The organism is Mycolicibacterium sp. SMGY-1XX (assembly GCF_059132455.1).
Window position 1 is genome coordinate 7,175,853 of the sequence record NZ_CP101139.1, and the last position, 18,686, is coordinate 7,194,538.

Below are 18,686 nucleotides of genomic sequence, written 5' to 3' on the forward strand. Positions count from 1 at the left end.
ATCGCAGTGTCCGGAAACGCACTACAGCTCAACGGGCGAGACGTCACCGCATGCAAAGGCCACCGCCAAGATACGCCATTGAGTCATACACCCCACTCCGGCACTCGCTCTCCATAATCCCGCTGTCTCGCTTCCTGTCTCGGATGGCCCGCACAGATTTCGCTTCCGTCATGTAGGTAACGCCATGCCGCTGTGACGTCCTGCCGGGCGAAAAGCCCCACTTTCATGTCCAATTGGACATCGTGTGGACATTTCGTTTGAGAGGTGGACATCAAACTTGAGAAGCCACAGTCGTCGTCGGCGGCGCCGCAGTGTGGCTTCCCAATTTTTCTGACCACCTCGGCTTCCCTGAAGTGCGCCGATGACAGCGATCACACACTATGTCCACCACCGGGAATCCCACTTTGATGTCCACTACATCAATAGCGGAGATACGGGCCTGCGAACCGTTGGTTCCTAGACACCTGCACCAAACTTCAATTCGTCACTGTGATGCAACTCCGCGATAACCGAGGCCCTAGGGCTCAGCCTATTCTTAAATGAGTGTTACGCAGCGTTTTTCGGCTTCTGTGTACACGGCGGCGCTAAGGCCTTGGAGCGTGCTCCGCTAGGGGCGGGGGTAATCCGACGTTGTGATCAGTACCTGGCGCGGTTTTAGGGATGTGCCACTGGCGCCAATGGCGCCGCTTCAAGGACGAAGGACAAGAAGTTGGGCGGGGTGGCCGCCGCCCAACTAACTGATCGAATCGACTCGGCCGAATCACACTTGCAGGCAGGACTTTCCGTCACGCGACGCCCTTCGGAGCCTTGAAGTGCAGATTTGGCTCGGAGCTGCTGACACCACAATTGTTTGACTAGTTCTGATTCCAGCAGAGCCGACGCTGACGCAGCCCGTCCCTATACGGGCGAAGCCGAGAGGTTTCACACGGTGACGGATCACCATCGCCCAGGAGTAGGCGCTACACCAGTGAACGCAGCGGCAGATCAGCCTGGCCGGGTCTGGCTGGTCCCCGGTACCTGCAACCGCGAATGGAGAAAGAAGCCAATGCGGGCATTCCGGTTACGGCTGATTGCCCCCTGGGACCTCGGCGCCGGCCAGGCCCGCGATCAGAAGGGCGTGCGCCGCGGGATTACCATCGAGCAGTCGGCTGGTGCGCGCCGTTATACGCCACTGGCCGTCTGAGCGGTGCAGGAGGAAATGGTTCACACTCGCCCGCCACACGGTGTATTCGGCCGGCGAGGTGCGCCAGGCTTCGAGGTCGAGCTTGTTCACGGGGGCCGATGCCTGATTACGCAGCAGAACCAACGATTCACAGATCGCGACGGCGTAGTCATCGGTGACAGTGACGACGGCCGGCCCTAGGAAGTGACAGCAGCCACCGGCCACCAATTCGCGGTGCGATGGCGAGCTGACCATGGCGTGAATGTCGCCGCTGGTGTTCATCCGCCAGCCTTCGACATAGTAGCTGCCGTCCCCTTCCCACAACGCCGACGCCCCGTCTGCGTCGGCAGCATCGACCCGCGGGCCGTAAGAAGCGATAAGCCGGCTGATATCGCGCTGGTCTTCCAGCTGCCGAAGCCGTGACTCCAACTCGGTTAAATCAGTGTTCATGAGCACCTCTCACTCGATGGTGTCAGCCAGGCCTCTGAGCAAGGACAGCTGTGTACAGTAGTGCTCGGACGAGCGAGCGGCGATGCTGCAACTCACCATCGTCGCCCCTGCGGTGCGCAGCTCGAGCAGTCGGTGGCGCGTTCCAGCAGGATCGGATTCGGGATCCATAGCGCTGGCGCTGGCCAGGACAATGTCGAACCCGCTTGGGATGTCGACGCGAGCAAGTAGTTGCGAAATCGCCGCACTATCCAGTCCGAACGGCATCCATCCGTCGGCGAGGCTGGTGGCGCGATGCAACGATGCCACTGACCGTCCGCCTACCCAAATAGGTACCCGAGGCTGAATCGGCCTCGGCAACACCGTCATTTGCGAAAACGAGTAGAAATCACCCTCAAAATCCGGCGTTTCAGTCGAGAACGCAGCCCTAAGCGCGCGCAAGGCGTCGTCTGCGCGAGCGCCACGCCGATCGAATCGCGCGCCGAGAAGCTCGAATTCTTCTGTTAAGGACCCTATTCCGACACCCAGGACCAACCGTCCACCGCTCACCCGATCTAACGTCCCGTATCGCTTCGCGATCTCCAGCGGATGGTGATAACCCAGGACCAAGACTGCGGTGGCAAGCCGGATCTGAGTGGTTCGTGCCGCAAGATATCCCAACGTAGCCAGAGGATCCCAGTACACGGCGCCCCGGACGTTGGCCACGCCGGCGGGAATCGCGACGTGCTCGGAACAGGTGAGGAAGTCGAACCCCAGTTGGTCGGCTACCTCGGCGATGCCGGCAAGGTCCTCGATGGACGCAAACGGCTCCCACTCCGAGGAAACACCGGGCACCTGCACAACGACCGGGCTTGACAATCCAAGTCGCATTCTAGCTGCGAAGTTTCATGAGTTCACGGATAGCCTCATGTGCGTCCAGCACCACGCGGGCACGGTCTGGCGCGCTGTTTGCCACCGCGCGCTCGGCGTTGCCACCCGCTACGACCACAGGTCCGTGAGCGAGACTGTCCAAACCTTCGCGAGCAACTTCGGTGGGAGTATTGACGAGCATTCCGGGAGCGTCGAAGTTCAGGCCGATGCGCTCCATCGCAGGAGTCCGGGTTACGCCGAGCACGAGTTCGAGCACATCGACATTGTGGTCTCGCAATTCCAGCCACAAACTTTCGGCGAACATACGTGAAAACGCCTTGGCGCCGGAGTAAACCGAATGCCTATCGGCGCCCATGTAACCCGAAAGCGACCCAACGATCATGATGGCACCGCGTCCGCGCGCCACCATCGGCCGGCCGAACAGCTGGGTCAGGGCCATCATGCGCGTTACGTTGAGGTCGATGACCTTCTGAAAGTCGACTAGATCAGCTTGCAGAAACGGCTCGTTGCACGTACTGGCGCCGGCGTTGTAGATCAGCAAGCCGACCTCGATGTCAGCAGTGGCCGTCGCAATCTTCTCCACCGAAGCCTGTTCGAGCAGATCGACGGAGAGCGTTCGCACCTGCACGCCGAGGTCGCGACACATTTGGGCGGTCTGTTCGAGCGGAGCCGGCTTGCGAGCGATGATCACCAGATCGAAACCGTCCTCAGCGAGCATCCGCGCAAACTCTGAGCCCACACCCTCCGAGCCCCCGGCAACAACTGCCCACGGCCCGTGCTTGGCCAAATCAGTCATGACATCCTATCCCTGGCGTAAAAAGCTGGACAAAGCCCGAATCGCGAGCGACACGAGGGCGCAGGACCAGCGGACTGGCCCAACCGACGTCGTGAAGGCATGATCCTGGCGTCGGTCGGGATGCGCCCACCGGGACGCTAGCGCGGTGACGGATCTTCTATTACCCAGTTCCCACTCAACGGACGACCGCACTCCTGGCCGTCCGCCACGAGCTTGCAAGCCTTGCCGGGCCCGTCTTACCCATCTATTTTGTTCGCCCCGCCTAGCCCTGCGACGAGACGTACCACCGAGTGATCGAGGAGGTGTGATGCGGAAGCCGTGTCCGCGCCATCAAAATCGAATGCATACTCGGTTTTATGACAGGAGGCTCCAGTGAGGTGAACGCGGACCGCCCACGCGCCGGCGATCGCGCTGCAGGCAGTGGCGGCTCTCGTCGCGCCTACGCCAAGTCGGCGGGGCGCAGAGATCAGATCCTCGCCGCAGTATTGCAGGTGTTCACGCGAATGGGCTACAACTCTGGCACTGTGCGCGCGGTCGCGACTCGCGCCGGAATGGCAGAAGCCTCAGTGCTGCACCATTTTCCGAGCAAGAGTGCACTACTTGCCGCGCTGCTTGAAGAGCGGGAAGTGCATACCCGGTCCAGCTTGGCAAACGCGGAAGATGCGCTCGAAGCGCTGCTTCTGGCCGTCGACTTCCAAGACGATCAAACAAAGGTCTACGCCGAGCTCTTCACCCGCCTCGCAGCCGAAGCGACCGACTCAGCCCACCCGGCCCATGAGTTTGTCTCCCGCCGATACGACACGGTGCGCCGCGACCTCACGGGCGCGTTCATCGATCTCAAGCGCGAAGGACGATTGCGGCCGGGAGTCATTCCCAGCAGTGCCGCGAAGCTGGTCGTTGCCGCTTGGGAGGGCTTACTGCTGCAGTGGCTAATCGACAACAGTAGCGTCAAGGTGCAACGCGAACTCCGCGTACTCATAGGGCTGCTTGTGGTGGTCGAACACCCTGAGCGGCAAACCACGCGATAGCCGCACGAATACGAGTTCATCTACCAACAGTTCCAATTCCGAGCGAACGGGCGCACCGTTTCGCGTTCAACATGGCTCCGCCACGGACGGCTGTCGCCGAATGGTCTCTATCGCCGCGGAATGCCGACGTGAGGGAGGACACCTTGAGCAATTCGATGAGTCGTAATGGTGGACGCGCGGTGGCGGTGACTGCTGTTGTCGCGATGCTCAGCATTCCAGGCGCTCCGCCCGCCCGAGCCCAATCCAGCGCGTCGGCCGCCACGGGATCAGCTAACGTGCTGAATTTCATGCCCTCGTTCAGCCACCAGGATTCTCCATGGGCCAACGGAACTCACACCGTTGAGCAGGGTTCGCGAAGCTCGCTTCCGCGCGATCACCCGGAAGCACCCCTTCGAGCGTCATCGGCTAGTGACTCGGCTATGGCCGAAAACCCCACCGCAACCTACTATTCGAGATCACCCCGGTACTGGACCATGGGACGCGCCTTGCACAGTTTTCGTGGGCGGCAAATTCTGCCACGGGCTTGAACTAGGAGAGCGTTCAAACGGCAGCGGGCTGCCGCTGGATGAGTGGTAGGCGCTCACTGCCGTCAAAGGCGCCTGTAGGTGGTGCGCCCCGCGTCGTGTGCCCACCCAACACCTAGTCCTTGACAAGCTTGCAAGGCTGACCGTGCGACCGTTGATTTCAACAACGCTGCAGCGCAATGATTCTCAAGAGCAGCTCTAGTGTTGGCTTCCAATGCGAAGCCACTCCATAAAGACCGCTCCGACGCCCCCTCTCGTCAGTCCGGAGGCATCGAAAATCTCACTTTTATGTCCAATTGGACATCGTCTGGACATTTCACTTGAGAATTGGACATCAAACTTGAGAAACCACAAGCAGTTATCCCCCGTGCGCCATATTGGTGAACCTCGAGAAATGCAGCTGGTGCGCAACGGTGATGGTCTTCGTCGGACCGTTGCGGTGCTTGCCCAGGATCACGTCGGCCTCACCGCCACGGGGGTCGTCGCGATCGAACGCATCGGGACGGTGCAAAAGAATGACCATATCCGCATCTTGTTCCAGCGAGTTGTGAGCTGAAATACCTTGTGCCACGAAGTTACTGGTACCCGGCACCGTGCCGTCGAACACGTCTTGCGTTCCGAGAGAAGAGATTTCGACGATCTCGTCCCAGTACACATCGTTGGTCGCAAGGTCATGGATGGTGCCACGATCGTCGAGAATGGCCGCAGCCCGGTGCAGGCGCGCCCGGCTCGGCGAATGCTTCCACATGGTAGAGCCGCAGAACTTGGTGCCCATGGACTCGGCGAACGCGCGGTGCGAGATGTTCTTGTCAGCCAACGCTGTACGCACCTGCGTCCATACCTCTTTGGGCACGGTGTCGGAGTTCGGATTCCCCTCCAGCGTATCGATCTCCGCGAGCACCTTGCTGGCGGCAACGCCCCGCGCACCGTGCACACCGACGTGCGTGACGAAACGCTTCTGGTTCTCCGCACCGTAGATGTACAGGTGCCAGCACGGACGATACCCCGCCTTGTTGGCCGGCTTGATACGGGCGAAGATGCCGCAACGCAGCAGCAGTTGCGCGACGTCATCGATCAGCCGCCGACTGGTGGAGGCATAGTAGATCCGGCCCTGCTTCGCCTTGGCATCCCAGCGCACCGATCCGTCCGTCGCCCACAGATGCCGCAGGAACAACGCCACCTGATCATTCGGCAGCGCGAAAACCTCAGCGGGAACGAACTTCTCGTAACTACGCTTGCCGAACAGGCCAAGTCTGTCGAGCCAGGCGGCAATGGGATTCCGCTTACCGTGCGTCAGCCGGTAAGGCGCGGGCATCCGCAGGCTCGTCACCCGAGCGGCCGGGTACTCGTCGCGCACCGCGGTGACACCGAAGTGCTTGGCGGCGTTGGTGACTGCGACGAGATTGGCCTCGTCAATGCTGGCGTAACGGATGGGTTGGCGCTTCACACACGACCCGTCACCGATCATGTGCGCCAGCATGATGATCTCGTGCTCGGCCATGCGCTGCGTGTGCACCGGCTCGGGAACGCGGCGCGGTGCGGCCAGCCGGTCACCGAGCTCGAGCTCACCCAGAGGGACCCAGCCGTCGAGCGTCATGAACGGGTGGTTGGCCGTGGCCTCGACCTCACGACCCGACGCCAGGCGCAGTCTGAAGACTTCCTTGTGGCCGCTGGCGAATACGTTGGTCATCGGCCGGGCCACCATGCGCTTGCGGTCATCCAGGGACCACACCAGCGGCCGCTCTCCGGTGGCCATCAGCTCACCGAAGGTGACCTCTGCGCCGGTGTCGGCGCGCAGGATGCGGGTGTTGGCCGTCATGCAGCCCGACTCGCGCAGGTCAGAGACCTGAGGGCGCTTGTCGGTGCGCTGCTCGGGTCCACGGTTCAGCTGGCTGATCGCGATGACCGGAACCTCGAGTTCTTTGGCCATCAGTTTGAGGTTTCGCGAGAACTCCGACACTTCCTGCTGACGGGAATCGACCTTCTTACCCGAACTCATCAGCTGCAGGTAGTCGACGACGATGAGCCGCAGATCCGCCTTCTGATGCAAACGCCTTGCCTTGGCACGGATTTCCATCATGGTGAGGTTCGGCGAGTCGTCGATGTAGAGCGGCGCCTCGGAGATCTCCGACATCCGCCGCGCCAGCCGCGTCCAGTCGTCATCGGTCATCCGGCCCGAGCGCATATCGCCGAGCTTGATCTTCGCCTCCGCCGACAACAGGCGCATGACGATCTCGGACTTGCTCATTTCCAGCGAGAAGATGACGCTGGCCATCCGGTGCTTGATGGAGCAGGACCGCATGAAGTCCAGGCCCAGAGTGGAGTTGTGGGTGGGGATCCTGCCGGCGCCGGCGAGGTACACGTGCTCGTCGTTGTCCACCTGCACGCAGCGCACGGCCACGCTGGGAATGCGGCGCACCGCGCCGACGGTGACCGACGGCGCCAGCACGGCCGCTCCCGCACCTTGCGCCTGAGGCGCGGTGACAATGCTGTCGGTGTGCAGCATCGAGGTGGTCTGCACGCCGTAGGCGGTGGGCCACTGGTGCTGCTCGTCGGCCACGATCACCGTGCCGTCGGAGAACTCGACCTCGTAGCAGGGCCGACCGAGCATGATCTCCGTGGCCGCGACCACACGCGTCGGCAGCCCGTCGGGACCCACCAACTCGTCACCGACGGCGACCTCACCCATGGTGGTCCAGCCTGTCGGCGTCGGCAGCGGCGTGTTGAGCGCCAGCGCCTTACCCACACCGGGCCGGGCCGCCACGATGATCATCTGCCCGGCGTGCAGGCCGTTGGTGACCTCGTCGAGTTCGGTGAAGCCGGTGGGCACACCACGCGCCAGGCCGCCGTTGGAGGCGATGGCGTCGATCTCGTCCATGGTCGGCTGCAGCAGGTCTTCCAGCGGCATGAAGTCGTCGGACGAGCGCCGCTCGACCACGTCGTAGATCTCGGCCTGGGCCCGGTCGACCACCTCGGCCACATCGGCACCCTCAGCCCCGGCGTAGCCGTACTGCACCACGCGGGTACCGGCCTCCACCAGACGGCGCAGCAGCGCCTTCTCAGCGACGATATCGGCGTAGTAGCCGGCATTGGCGGCGGTGGGCACGGTGGAGATCAGGGTGTGCACGTAGGGCGCCCCGCCGACGCGCTTGAGAAGACCGCGCCGGTCGAGTTCGGCCGCGACGGTGACGGCGTCGGCAGGCTCACCGCGGCCGTACAGGTCGAGGATCGCGTCGTAGACGTTCTGGTGCGCGGGGCGGTAGAAGTCACCGGGACGCAGGCGCTCGACCACGTCGGCAATGGCGTCCTTGCTCAGCAGCATCCCGCCCAGCACCGACTGCTCGGCAGCCATGTCCTGCGGGGGCTGGCGACCGAAATCCTCGTTCGGCGGCGGTGCATCCATATCGGGGTGCCCGAGATCGTCCACTACGGCCATGCCGCGCTCCCGCCTCCTCCCAGACGTTCTCGAACTTGCGTTCGACTCCATGGCGCCGACGGTAAATCACACCTCTGACATTCCCCCGGCTGACGCGGCGCCGTGACGCGCCCGCATGACGGTAGACGGTTGCTGGGGCGGGGTCCAATGAAGGTTGTTGATGAACCTGTGGAGCGAATGTGGATAGCCGTGGACAGTGATGTTGAGTGGTTGGGGAGAACTTGTGGACGAACATGGATTTTTCCGGTGTTACCGCTGATGAACGCACCATAGACACTTGCGGGTTCTGTGGATGGAAATCCGCCCGGCGTGTCGAGCCTGGTTGCCGTTTCGGGCGTGTTGTGTTGCCTGGTCTTGTGCGGAAAATGAACAGCAAGTTAGGTTCGCTGGATTCTTGCTCCTGCGGAGAGTTCGCCAGAGAGAACAGCAACGCCCCGGTGGGAGCCGTGGTGGCTCCGACCGGGGCGTATTGACGCGAGAGTTAATTCAAGCGGTCAGCTGGCGGCAACGACGTCCAACGAGGCGTTGGCAGTCACGTCGTGGTGCAGGCGCACCTCGACGATGTGCGAGCCGATGGACTTGATGTGCGCCTTGGGCAGGTGCACGGTCCGCTTCTCCAGGTTCGGCCCGCCGGCCTTCTTGATGGCGGACACGACGTCGGCCGGGGTGACCGAGCCGAACAGCTTGCCGGAGTCACCAGCGGTCTTGACGGTCAGCTGCACGGGGCCCAGCGCCTCGATGGCGGTCTTGAGCTCCTTGGCGTGATCGAGATCGCGCACGGCCTTGGTGTCGCGGGCCCGGCGGATGTCGTCAGCCTGACGCTGCGCGCCACGGGTGGCCACGATGGCCAGCCCACGGGGCAGCAGGAAGTTACGGCCGTAGCCGTCCTTGACCTCAACGGTGTCGCCGGCGGATCCCAGGTGGTCCACCTCGGCGGTGAGAATGAGTTTCATTGATTCGCTCCCTGTTGCCTTAGCGCGTCGACGACCCGAAGGGCAGCAACGCAACCTCGCGAGCGTTCTTCACAGCCACCGCGATATCGCGCTGGTGCTGAACGCAGTTGCCGGTCACGCGCCGGGCACGGATCTTGCCCCGCTCGCTGATGTAGGTACGCAGCAGCGCGGTGTCCTTGTAGTCGATGTTCGCGCCCTTCTTGGAGCAGAACACGCACTTGCGGGTCTTGACCGGCTTCTCAGGCGCCGGCCGCCTCTTGTTGCTGGACTTAGCCATGTTGATTCTCTTTCAGAAATGCTTCGAAGTTGTTGGGCCGGAACGGCTCAGAAGGGAGGCTCGTCATCGCTGCCGCCGAACGAACCCGATGCCGGGGCACTGCCCCAGGGGTCGTCGGCAGGGCCGGCGGACGCCGCGGCCGGACGGGAGTTCCCGCCTCCACCGCCGCCGAAGCCACCACCGCCACCGCCGCCACTGCGGCTGGCCTTGTTGACCTTGGCCGTGGCGTAGCGCAGCGAGGGACCGATCTCGTCGACCTCGAGCTCGACCACCGTGCGCTTCTCACCCTCGCGGGTTTCGAAGGAACGCTGCTTGAGCCGACCGGAGACGATCACCCGCGACCCGCGAGTGAGGCTCTCCGCGACGTTCTCGGCCGCCTCCCGCCAGATGTTGCAGCGGAGGAACAGCGCTTCGCCGTCCTTCCATTCATTGGTCTGACGGTCGAACTGGCGCGGGGTCGATGCCACCGTGAAATTGGCCACTGCAGCCCCGGACGGCGTGAAACGCAGCTCCGGGTCGGCGGTCAGGTTTCCGATAACGGTGATGATGGTGTCACCAGCCACTGGTGTCCTCCAGGTCCCTTGGATCCAAGCCGGATCGATGTTCGCAAAACGCGGTCGCAGGTCAACCTACGGCAGCGCTATGACGAGCACAGTCCTTATTTCAGTGCTTGTCGGTCCGCATCACCTTGGTGCGCAGCACCGACTCGTTCAGGCTCAGCTGACGGTCGAGCTCGGACACCGTGGCGGGCTCGGCCTTCACATCGACGACGGCGTAGATGCCCTCGGCATGCTTGGCGATCTCGTAGGCCAGGCGGCGCCGGCCCCAGATGTCCACCTTGTCGACCGATCCACCGTCTTTCCGGACGACGTTGAGGAACGTCTCCAGGGACGGGGCTACGGTGCGCTCGTCGAGAGTGGGGTCGAGAATGACCATGATTTCGTATGGACGCATGAGAAACCCATCACCTCCTATGGTCGTTGCGGCCACGGCGTGTCCGTGGCAGGAGGGTCGCCTGCGTCGGCAACCGGGCCAGGTTACCGGAAAGCCCCTGGTGAACAGAAATCGTGCGAGCTCACATGGTGGCGGTGGTGCCGCCGTCGACGTAGAGGATCTGCCCGTTGACGTAGTCCGAGGCCGATGAGGCCAGGAACACCGCCGGGCCGACCAGGTCCTGCGGGGCGGCCCACCGGCCCGCGGGGGTGCGGGCGCTCACCCACCGGTCGAAGTCGGGATCCTCGGAGAGCGCGTGTGTCATCTCGGTGCGCACATGCCCCGGTGCCAACGCGTTCACACAGATCCCGAAGCCGGCCCACTCCGCGGTCATCGCCTGCGTCAGCGCCCGGACCCCGCCCTTGGCCGCGGTGTACGGGCCCACGTCGCGGCGGGTGAAGTGCGAGGCCAGGGAGGCGATGTTGATGATCTTGCCGCCGGTTCCCCTGGCGATCATGCGACGCGCCACCGCACGCGCCACCACGAACACCGATGTCAGATCGCCGTTGATCACGGCGTCCCAGTCGGCCGACGAGACGTCCAGCAGCGGCCCCCGGCGTTGGATGCCGGCGTTGTTGACCAGGATGTCCACCTGCCAGCCGGCGGCGGTGAGCTGGTCCACACCCTCCTCGACCGCGGCCTCGTCGGTGACGTCGAAACAACACGCGCGCGCCCGGTGGGCACCGATCCGCTGCACCGCGTCCTCGGCGCGCGCCGGGTCACGGCCGTTGACGACCACCCGCGCGCCGGCCTCGGCGAGGCCGGTGGCGATGGCCAGCCCGATGCCCGAGCCACCACCGGTCACCAGGGCGGTTTCTCCGGTGAGGTCGAACAGGCCGGTCACACCACCCCGCGCTCGCTGAGATTGCGGAACAAGGCCGAGGTCCCGAACTCCCACGGCTCGCACTCATCGCAGGGCCGCACCCGGTTCACCAGGTGGCCGAGCTTGTCGGCGCCCACCACCACCAGGTCGTCGCGGTGATGGGTGAAACCCTGGCCCGGCGCATCACGATCCTCGACCGGGGCGAACATGGTGCCGAGGAAAAGCACTGCGCCATCGGGGTATTGATGATAAGCGCCCATCAACTGGCTCACGAGGTCCAAGGGGTCGCGGCTGATCTCGGTCATGGATGACTCACCGTTCAGAACGAACCCGTCGGTGCCCTCGACGCGCAGCGTGACGCGGGTGGAGCGCACGTCCTCCATGGTGAAGTGTCGGTCGAACAACCTGATGAACGGGCCGATGGCAGCGGAGGCGTTGTTGTCCTTGGCCTTGGTCAACAGCAGCGCCGAGCGCCCCTCGAAATCGCGCAGGTTGACGTCATTTCCCAGGCAGGCGCCCACCACCGTGGATGTCGACGAAATGAGCAGCACCACTTCGGGTTCCGGGTTGTTCCACGTGGAACCGGGGTGTACGCCGATGTCGACGCCGGCGCCGACCGACGCCATGGGCGCGGTCTTGGTGAAGATCTCCGCATCCGGACCCAATCCGACCTCGAGGTACTGACTCCAGGCGTTCTCGGCGACGAGCGCGTCCTTGAGCCGGTCGGTCTCGGCGGACCCGGGCGTGAGCGCGGACAGATCGCTGCCGACCCGCCCGACGAGCTGTTCGCGGAACTGTGCTGCGGCCGAGGCGTCCCCGCGGCAGCGCTCCTCGATGACCCGCTCCACCATGGAGACCGCGAACGTCACACCCGCGGCCTTGACGGCCTGCAGATCGATGGGGCTCAGCAGTCGCGGCACCCCTTTCTGGCGCCGCTCCACCGGGGTGTGGGCGATCACCTCCGCCAGCGAACCCAAGTCGGTTCCACCGCTGTGGCGCACGAACGCCGCCGGGTCGTCCAGCTCGGCGAGCGCACTCATGGTGGGTACCAGTGGGGTGAGATCCAGGACGCGGCCACCCCGCACCGTCACCACACAGGGGCCGTCCTCGGTGAACACCCGCCCCACCAGAACGGCCTGTTCATGGTCGACGGGCAGCAGTTGCTCGGCCGTGGGCGGCCACTGGACGGTCATCGCGGAACCTTTCATCGTCGGTGGAACACGGGAGCGCGCCTCTCGGCGAAGGCTTTTCGCCCTTCGGCGGCGTCCTCGGTGGCAAAGCAGATGGTCTGCAGATCCCGCTCGTAGATCAGGGCCTGGTCCTCGGACATCCCGGCGGCCGCGCGCAGGTTCAGCTTGGCGGTCTCGGCGGCCACCGGCGCGCGCGAGGCGATGGTGGTGGCCAGCTCACGCGCCCGCGGCACCAGGGCCTCGGGTTCGACGACCTCGCTGACCAGGTGCCAGTCCAGCGCGCGGGTGGCGTCGACGGGGTCGCCGGTCATCAACATCAGCGCCGCGTTGGACGGGCCCGCGGCACGGCTCAGGAACGCCGACATGCCGCCGCCACCGATCCAGCCGAGCTTGATCTCCGGAGCCCCGAATTGTGCGGTGGCCGAGGCCAATCGGATGTCACAGCTGAGGGCGGTCTCCAATCCCCCGCCCAATGCGTACCCGTTGACGGCGGCGATGGTGGGCTTCTGCGCGCGGCGCAACGCGTCGCAGTAGTCGACCCGGTTGCGGAAATCCCACGGGGTGGCATAGCCGTCGAGCGCGCGGATGTCCGATCCGGCACTGAAGGCGCGCTGTCCCGCACCGGTCAACACGATGGCCCGCACCGAATCACTGCTGTTGCACCACGAGATGGCCTCGACCAGGACGCCCGCCATCTCCGGTGTCATGGCGTTGAGTTTCTGCGGCCGGTTGATGGTGAGGATCACCACGAATCCGTCGTGTTCGACCAGGATCTCCTCTGAGGACGGGCAATCGGTCACGCCGGCTCCTTTGCTCGGGCCTCCAGCGAGGCGTCGTACAGATCGTTGATGGTGACGGCCAGGCGGGTGCCGTCACGGTGACCGAACACGCAGTCGCGCACCGCGTCCGCGCTGCGCTGCTGGAAGGCGATGGCACCGTCGTGGCGGGGGCGGATCCAGGCGTCGTCCAACGTGGCGCGGGTACCGGAGTAGAAGCCGTGGGCCGCGGCGTCGACACCCGGATCATCCCAGGCGGCAACAGAACCGGGCTGGCCCGCGTTGGCGACCAGGAATCCGCGCTGCACCTCAGGCCGCAGCAGCCACTTCACGTGCTCGAGCAGAGCGGCGTCGGGCCGGCAGCGCGCGGTGAAGGCGATACCGGTGCCGCCCAGGACAGAGCCGCGCCGGCCGCTGCGTCCGCGCGGCGCGTCCCCGAACCGCAGGGCGCCGGCGTAGTTCACATAACCGTAGACATGCGGGCAGTACCGGGGGCCGTCGGAGCCGGTCATCTGCTCCAGCACGGTGATGGGGTTGTGCGTTGCGCTGCCCGGATGCGCGGGAACGAAGTGCCGCAACGTTTCCAGGGCGGCGCCCACCTGGTCCTCATCGAGGAACTGCGCACCGGTGCCGGGCCGGGCGCCGTCGCCGACGGCAATGGCGCACAACGTCAGGAACAGGTGCGGACCGGTGGTGGGCACGACTGCGCGGACGTCGCGGGACAGTTCCACTGCCTCATCCCAGGTGTCCGGCAGAGGGATGCCGGTGTCGGCGCGTACCGACACCTGGGTGGCGGCGTCCAACGGCAAGGCCCACAGGGTGTCGTCCACGACGTAGGACTGCGCCGACGGGCCGGCGCTGGTGGCGCGCCAGGCCGCCACCTCGGCTGCGGTGAACAACTGATCGACCGGCTGCAGTGCGCCCTGGGCCAACGCTTCACCCAGGTGTGGATGGTCGAGCACGATCAGGTCGTAGCGCTGGGCGGTCGACCCGATGGGGGCCGCCTCGAAGCCCTCCAGAGGTTGCACGTCCCAACGGATTCGAACGTCGCCGGCGTCGGCCGCGGCCCGCAGCGCCTGGTAACCGCGGGGATGGTCCCAGGTCAGGCCCAGAAAACCGGTCACGAGCGCAACTCGACAGGCAGACCGTCCGCGGGCATGTTCTGGAAAGCGACCGGACGCGCGAACCGGGCCGCCGCGGCCGTACCCACCGAGGTGCTCCATGGCGCCGTGGTGGCCGGCCACGGCCCGCCGTGCTGCTGGGCGTCGCTGACGGTGACCCCGGTGGGCCAGTCGTTCCAGATGATGCGCCCAGCACGCAGGCTCAGGACCTCGAGGGCGTCCAGCGCCTGCCCGTCCACTTCAGCACCGCCCTGGAGCGTGGCGGTGAGGGTGCCGTCGAACAGTTCCAGGACGCCCAGCGCCTGGGCCGGGCTCCCGTACTGCACCAGAATCGATGCGGGCCCGAACATCTCGGTGGTGACCAGAGCCGGGTCGGCCAGCACCCGTTCTGCCGTGGTGGTCAGCAGCTGCGCGGCGGGCGCGTCTGCCGCCTTCGGGCCCACCAATGCCACCGCTACGTCGTCGCGACCGGCCAGCGCGGCCGAACTGGACTCGAAACCCGCGGCGATGCGCTTGTTGAGCATCGGGCCCACCGCGGGAAGCTGCACGCGGGCCACGAACTCGTTGGTGTCGGGCACCAGAACCACACCCGGCTGGGTGCAGAACTGACCGCTGCCCAAGGTGAAGGAGGCGACAAAACCGGAGACGATCTCGTCGGCGCGTTCCCGCCATCCGGCCTCGGTGACCAACACAGGGTTGGTGCTGCCGAGCTCACCGTAGAACGGGATCGGATCCGGTCGGGAGACCGCGAGGTCGAACAGAGCGCGGCCGCCGGCCTCGGAGCCGGTGAATCCGACGGCACGGATGCGGCTGTCCTGCACGGCAAGAACCCCGGCCTGCTGTCCTTCGATGAGTCCGAAGAGACCCGCAGGCGCACCCGCGGCCGCCAGCTGTTCGGTGACGATGCGGGCGGTCAGGCGGGACAGATCGGGGTGCCCCTCATGGGCCTTGACCACCACCGGACACCCGGCCGCCAGCGCGCTGACGGTGTCGCCACCGGCCACCGAGAACGCGAAGGGAAAGTTACTGGCCGCGAACACCAGAACCGGACCGATGGGCACGTGGGTGCGCCGGATATCCGGTCGCGGACCCATCGGCCAGTCGGGGTCCGCGACGTCCACCCGGGTCTGCAGCAACGTCCCCGCTGCCAGCTCGTCGGCAAACAGCCGCGCCTGGAACGTGGTGCGCCGCAGTTCGTTCCGGAGACGTCCTTCGGGGAGTCGCGTCTCGTGACCGGCGAGGGTCACCAGGTCGTCGGCATGGGCGTCCAGTCCGTCCGCGATCGCGGTCAGCCACGCCGCCCTGCGTTTGGCGGACGCGCGGAAAGCACCTGTACGCGCGCGCTCGGCGGCGGCCAGGACCACCTCCACCTCATCGGCGCTCACCGGGTCACCGAATCCAGGCAGTGCACGGCGTTCGCCGATTCCAGTTCGCGAATCTGCGTCGGGCTGAGCCCGAGTTCGTCGAGGATCTCCGCGGTGTGCTGGCCGTTGAGCGGAGCGGGGCGATACACCTCCTGCGCCTGCGCGGCGAGCCGGAACGCGAACCCCGGTGTGGTGACCGTTCCCTCGGTGGGATGGTCGTAGGTGACGAAGGACTTGTTGTGCTGCACCTGGGGATCGTCGAGCAGTTGCTGGTAGTCGTAGACCGGCCCCACCCACACCCCTTCGGCGCCCAGGGCGCCGATCCAATGCTCGGCGGTGTTGGTCAGCAGGTTCTCGGTGACCAGCGCCGAGATCTCGTCGCGGTGGGTGAATCCGTCCCGTTCGGCCTCGAACGCCAGGAACCGGTCGTCGCCGAACACCTTGGCGAGGGTGTTCATCTCGGCGAAGGCCAGTGCCACGAAATCGTCCGCGGTGGGGAAGATCCCGTAGGGCGCACGGATGTAGGAGTGCGCGTGGATCTGTGTACTCGGCTCTTGCCGGATGTGCCCGACGGTCGAGATGCTCAGCTCCTGCATCTGGGCCGCGATCACCGCGTCGAGCATGTTGACTTCGACCAGCTGGCCCTCGCCGGTGCGCTCGCGGTGAAACAGCGCGGCCATGGCACCTTCGAACGCCGAGTATCCCGTGAACGCGTCGGCCATGAAGAAGGGCGCGGGCCGGGGCGGTTCACCGTGCCGGCGGCCGCTCGCCAGCCCGCCGCTCATGGCCTGCAGCAACACGTCCTGGCCCGGCCGGGCGGTATAGGGCCCGGACTCGCCGTACCCGGACATCGAGATGTACACCAGGTCCGACTTGAGGTCACGCAGGGTGGGGTAGTCGACACCGAGACGGGCCGCCACGCCGGGGCGGTAATTCTGCAGAAAAACGTCGGCGCTCTTGACGAGCTCGTAGAGCACCTCCCGACCGGCATCGCTCTTGAGGTTCAACGACAATGAGCGCTTGTTGCGGTTCAGCGACAGGAAGGAGGCGTTGACCTGACTGCCCCGCGCGCCGCCCGCTGCCACATGCCGCTGCCACTCCCCTGTCAAGGGTTCGACCTTGATGACGTCGGCGCCGAGGTCGGCGAGCTTCTGCGCCGCCAGAGGCCCTGCCATGGCAATGGACAGGTCCAGGACGCGAATGCCCTCCAGCACTTTCATGGTGATGCTCTCCATCGACTCGGCTCGTGTGGCTGCCGCCACATTCGGATGTGGCTGATGTTAGCGCTGCCATCACGGTTGTCGCAACGGTGATGGCGCACGGTGCCGCCTCGCGACGGTGGCCGCAGGGCTTGATACGCCGTTCCTTCTGCCCCGAACCTGCTGATCACGCACGAAAGCAAAGACATGGCACACACTTTCAAGTCGAGCCGCACGCACGCCGCCGGCTGGCATGTTGCCTGAGATCCGATACCCCCACTGTTGACTCCTGTGAGTCAGACCACTACTGTCCCGAGTCATCGCTCACATAAGTTAGCGCTAACCATCCCGTCGTACGGAGAAAGTCAGAACGATGAATCGACGCGTGATCGACAAGAAGCGGTGGGTCCCCGTCTCCGCGAGTGCCGCCGGGACGGTGATCGAGTGGTACGACTTCTTCCTGTACTCCTCGGCCGCTGTGCTGATCTTCAACAAACAGTTCTTCGGCGACGTGAGCCCGACGGTGGGCACCATGATCGCCTTCGCCACGTACGCGATCGGCTTCGTGGTCCGGCCGCTGGGTGGCCTGGTGCTGGGCAACCTCGGAGACCGGATCGGCCGCAAACCGGTGCTGCTGCTGACGGTCACCATCATGGGCGTCAGCACCATCCTGATCGGCCTGCTGCCGAACTTCGACGCGATCGGGTACTGGGCACCCGCGCTGCTGATCCTGCTGCGCATGATCCAGGGCTTCGGCGCCGGTGCCGAATACGGCGGCGCGGTGGTGGTGGCCGGTGAGAGCGGCCGCAGCAGCCGCGGCTTCTTCACCTCCATCCCGGCCGCCGGCGTGGACGTAGCCATGATGCTCGCCACCGGCATGTTCGCGCTGTTCGCCCTGCTTCCCGAGGATGCCTTCCAGTCCTGGGGATGGCGAATCCCGTTCCTGTTCAGCGCAGTTGGTCTGATCATCGCTCTGTTCATCCGGGTGCGGATGGAGGAGACCGAGGATTACAAGCGCATCGAGAAGAAGGTGCGCAACCGCGACGAATCCCCGATGCGCCGACTGCTCACCCAGCACCCGAAGATGGTCCTCATCGCCGCGGGGGTGAACTTCGGCGGCTCGCTGACCTACATCTTCCAGACCTTCGCCCTGTCGTACGCCATCAACACCCTGGGGTATCCGACGGTCGCCTCCCTGGTGGGCATCATGCTCAGCGGCCTGATCGGCTCCATCGCCACCGTGTTCTGGGGCCGCCTCTCAGACCGGATTGGGCGACGGCCGGTGGTGATCGGCGGCGCACTGTTCCTGATCGCGTTCGTCGTACCGTTCTTCCTGATCATCAACCTCGGCAACATCGCGCTGCTCTACCTCGCGGTGATCGTCGCGCACATCGCCGACCGTGCGATCTTCGGCGTCCAAGCCTCCTTCTACGCCGAGTACTTCCCCGCCGAGGTGCGCTTCTCCGGCATCGCCGCTGCCCGCGAGTCCACCTCGGCGCTGGTCGGTGGGCCCCTGCCGCTGATCGCCACCGCGCTGGTGGCCGCCAGCGGTGGCAGCCCGTGGCTGGTCGCGGGACTGGTGGCGATCCTGGCCGGGGTGTCCGCGTTCTCGATGTGGAAGGCCCCGGAGACCAATCACGACATCAGCGGCTACGAAGCAGATCCGGCGCCGCCGTCGGGTGCAGGCGGCGAGACCGCCACGGACAGCACCGTGAGCGCTCGCTGAT

At 65.2% G+C, this 18,686-nt stretch carries 16 protein-coding genes; 2 read left to right on the forward strand and 14 right to left on the reverse strand.

Translation table 11 applies throughout. From position 1 onward, the window contains the following. Positions 1-1,060 precede the first annotated feature (1,060 nt). The 3 genes from NL241_RS34280 to NL241_RS34290 are packed head-to-tail and all read right to left on the reverse strand — an operon-like array spanning position 1,061 to position 3,275. Positions 1,061-1,612 carry a nuclear transport factor 2 family protein gene (locus tag NL241_RS34280; protein ID WP_494396371.1) on the reverse strand — a complete coding sequence of 184 codons (552 nt, stop codon included), beginning with the start codon at positions 1,610-1,612 and terminating at the stop codon, positions 1,061-1,063. 9 nt (positions 1,613-1,621) lie between these two features. Beyond that, the gene (locus NL241_RS34285; RefSeq protein ID WP_494396372.1) at positions 1,622-2,479 is read right to left on the reverse strand and encodes an LLM class F420-dependent oxidoreductase; all 858 of its coding nucleotides are present in this window, start codon (positions 2,477-2,479) and stop codon (positions 1,622-1,624) included. A gap of 1 nt (position 2,480) precedes the next feature. After that, positions 2,481-3,275 carry an SDR family NAD(P)-dependent oxidoreductase gene (locus NL241_RS34290; protein WP_494396373.1) on the reverse strand — a complete coding sequence of 265 codons (795 nt, stop codon included), beginning with the start codon at positions 3,273-3,275 and terminating at the stop codon, positions 2,481-2,483. Positions 3,276-3,652: 377 nt separating this feature from the next. Between NL241_RS34290 and NL241_RS34295 the strand changes: the two genes are divergently transcribed. Beyond that, the gene (locus tag NL241_RS34295; RefSeq protein WP_494396374.1) at positions 3,653-4,303 is read left to right on the forward strand and encodes a TetR/AcrR family transcriptional regulator; all 651 of its coding nucleotides are present in this window, start codon (positions 3,653-3,655) and stop codon (positions 4,301-4,303) included. Positions 4,304-5,185: 882 nt separating this feature from the next. Here the strand turns inward: NL241_RS34295 and NL241_RS34300 are convergent. The 11 genes from NL241_RS34300 to NL241_RS34350 all read right to left on the reverse strand — a co-directional run bounded on the left by NL241_RS34300 (position 5,186) and on the right by NL241_RS34350 (position 16,995). Further along, positions 5,186-8,263: a replicative DNA helicase gene (locus NL241_RS34300; RefSeq protein WP_494396375.1), complete on the reverse strand. Its 3,078-nt coding sequence runs from the start codon at positions 8,261-8,263 to the stop codon at positions 5,186-5,188. Between the two features lie 494 nt (positions 8,264-8,757). Beyond that, complete coding sequence (rplI, locus tag NL241_RS34305; protein ID WP_487691993.1) at positions 8,758-9,216, reverse strand: 50S ribosomal protein L9; 459 nt, start codon at positions 9,214-9,216, stop codon at positions 8,758-8,760. Positions 9,217-9,235: 19 nt separating this feature from the next. After that, entirely contained in the window at positions 9,236-9,493 is a 258-nt protein-coding gene (gene rpsR / locus NL241_RS34310; protein ID WP_487691994.1) for a 30S ribosomal protein S18, read from the reverse strand. A 47-nt stretch (positions 9,494-9,540) separates the two neighbouring features. Continuing rightward, positions 9,541-10,056, reverse strand: a complete 516-nt coding sequence (locus NL241_RS34315) for a single-stranded DNA-binding protein (protein ID WP_487691996.1) — start codon at positions 10,054-10,056, stop codon at positions 9,541-9,543. Between the two features lie 100 nt (positions 10,057-10,156). Beyond that, positions 10,157-10,447, reverse strand: coding sequence for a 30S ribosomal protein S6 (gene rpsF / locus NL241_RS34320; RefSeq protein ID WP_327532011.1), 291 nt, complete (start codon positions 10,445-10,447; stop codon positions 10,157-10,159). A gap of 121 nt (positions 10,448-10,568) precedes the next feature. Then, a complete protein-coding gene (locus NL241_RS34325) occupies positions 10,569-11,330 on the reverse strand; it encodes an SDR family oxidoreductase (protein WP_494396376.1) in 762 nt (253 codons plus the stop codon). Continuing rightward, the gene (locus tag NL241_RS34330; RefSeq protein ID WP_487691998.1) at positions 11,327-12,502 is read right to left on the reverse strand and encodes a fumarylacetoacetate hydrolase family protein; all 1,176 of its coding nucleotides are present in this window, start codon (positions 12,500-12,502) and stop codon (positions 11,327-11,329) included. Before NL241_RS34330 ends, NL241_RS34325 begins: the two co-directional genes overlap by 4 nt. A gap of 11 nt (positions 12,503-12,513) precedes the next feature. Further along, a complete protein-coding gene (locus NL241_RS34335) occupies positions 12,514-13,299 on the reverse strand; it encodes an enoyl-CoA hydratase/isomerase family protein (RefSeq protein WP_494396377.1) in 786 nt (261 codons plus the stop codon). Next, the gene (locus NL241_RS34340; RefSeq protein ID WP_494396378.1) at positions 13,296-14,399 is read right to left on the reverse strand and encodes an extracellular solute-binding protein; all 1,104 of its coding nucleotides are present in this window, start codon (positions 14,397-14,399) and stop codon (positions 13,296-13,298) included. Before NL241_RS34340 ends, NL241_RS34335 begins: the two co-directional genes overlap by 4 nt. Then, the gene (locus NL241_RS34345) at positions 14,396-15,781 is read right to left on the reverse strand and encodes an aldehyde dehydrogenase (NADP(+)) (protein ID WP_494396379.1); all 1,386 of its coding nucleotides are present in this window, start codon (positions 15,779-15,781) and stop codon (positions 14,396-14,398) included. Before NL241_RS34345 ends, NL241_RS34340 begins: the two co-directional genes overlap by 4 nt. Next, complete coding sequence (locus NL241_RS34350) at positions 15,778-16,995, reverse strand: CaiB/BaiF CoA transferase family protein (RefSeq protein ID WP_494396380.1); 1,218 nt, start codon at positions 16,993-16,995, stop codon at positions 15,778-15,780. The genes NL241_RS34345 and NL241_RS34350 overlap by 4 nt, the downstream gene beginning before the upstream one ends. 337 nt (positions 16,996-17,332) lie before the next feature. On the opposite strand from NL241_RS34350, the gene NL241_RS34355 reads away from it, so the two are divergent. Further along, on the forward strand, positions 17,333-18,685 hold the full coding sequence (locus tag NL241_RS34355; protein WP_494396381.1) for an MFS transporter: 1,353 nt from the start codon (positions 17,333-17,335) through the stop codon (positions 18,683-18,685). Position 18,686 lies beyond the last annotated feature (1 nt).

Coding starts and splice junctions, on each gene's coding strand:
- NL241_RS34280 (WP_494396371.1), bottom strand. CDS start 1,612: ATGAACACTGATTTAACCGAGTTGGAGTCACGGCTTCGGCAGCTGGAA.
- NL241_RS34285 (WP_494396372.1), bottom strand. CDS start 2,479: ATGCGACTTGGATTGTCAAGCCCGGTCGTTGTGCAGGTGCCCGGTGTT.
- NL241_RS34290 (WP_494396373.1), bottom strand. CDS start 3,275: ATGACTGATTTGGCCAAGCACGGGCCGTGGGCAGTTGTTGCCGGGGGC.
- NL241_RS34300 (WP_494396375.1), bottom strand. CDS start 8,263: ATGGCCGTAGTGGACGATCTCGGGCACCCCGATATGGATGCACCGCCG.
- rplI (WP_487691993.1), bottom strand. CDS start 9,216: ATGAAACTCATTCTCACCGCCGAGGTGGACCACCTGGGATCCGCCGGC.
- rpsR (WP_487691994.1), bottom strand. CDS start 9,493: ATGGCTAAGTCCAGCAACAAGAGGCGGCCGGCGCCTGAGAAGCCGGTC.
- rpsF (WP_327532011.1), bottom strand. CDS start 10,447: ATGCGTCCATACGAAATCATGGTCATTCTCGACCCCACTCTCGACGAG.
- NL241_RS34330 (WP_487691998.1), bottom strand. CDS start 12,502: ATGACCGTCCAGTGGCCGCCCACGGCCGAGCAACTGCTGCCCGTCGAC.
- NL241_RS34350 (WP_494396380.1), bottom strand. CDS start 16,995: ATGGAGAGCATCACCATGAAAGTGCTGGAGGGCATTCGCGTCCTGGAC.
- NL241_RS34355 (WP_494396381.1), top strand. CDS start 17,333: ATGAATCGACGCGTGATCGACAAGAAGCGGTGGGTCCCCGTCTCCGCG.